General features: G+C 73.9%; 1 protein-coding gene. It reads right to left on the reverse strand.

Annotated features, from left to right (window positions below):
• Positions 1-647: ketoacyl-synthetase C-terminal extension domain-containing protein (locus ACWJ6R_RS37615; protein ID WP_449066748.1), on the reverse strand; the 647-nt coding region annotated here is incomplete at both ends.

A 647-nucleotide genomic window follows, 5' to 3' on the forward strand; every position in this document is an offset into this window, starting at 1 on the left:
CCCCCATCCCCAGCCACTGCGACCCCTGACCCGGGAACACGAACACCGTCTTGCCGCCCGAGGCCGCCACCCCGGTCACCACCCCGGCACCCACCCCACCCGAGGCCAGCACCGCCGTACCCGCCAGCAGCTCACCCCGATCCGCACCCACCACCACCGCACGGTGATCGAACGCCGACCTGGAGACGACCAGCGAATGCGCCACGTCCACCGGGCCGGCCTCGGATCCGGCGACCGACTGCGCCAGCCGCCCGGCCTGGTCGCGCAGCGCCTGGGCGTTCCGCCCGGACAGCACCCACGGAACCATGGGCAACTCGGGCAGCTCGGCGGGCGTCCCGGCCTCGGCCGCCTCCTCGGCGGGGGCCTCCTCCAGCACCACGTGCGCGTTCGTGCCGCTGATCCCGAACGACGAGACGGCGGCGCGGCGCTCGCGACCGCTGTCCGGCCAGGCGACGGCCTCGGTCAGCAGCCTGACCGCTCCGGCAGACCAGTCCACGTGGGGGCTGGGCTCGTCCACGTGCAGGGTTTGCGGCAGCATGCCGTTGCGCAGCGCCATCACCATCTTGATGACCCCGGCCACACCGGCGGCCGACTGGGTGTGGCCGATGTTCGACTTCACCGAGCCCAGCCAGAGCGGGCGGTCCTCG

The sequence above is a fragment of the Planomonospora algeriensis genome (assembly GCF_977012225.1).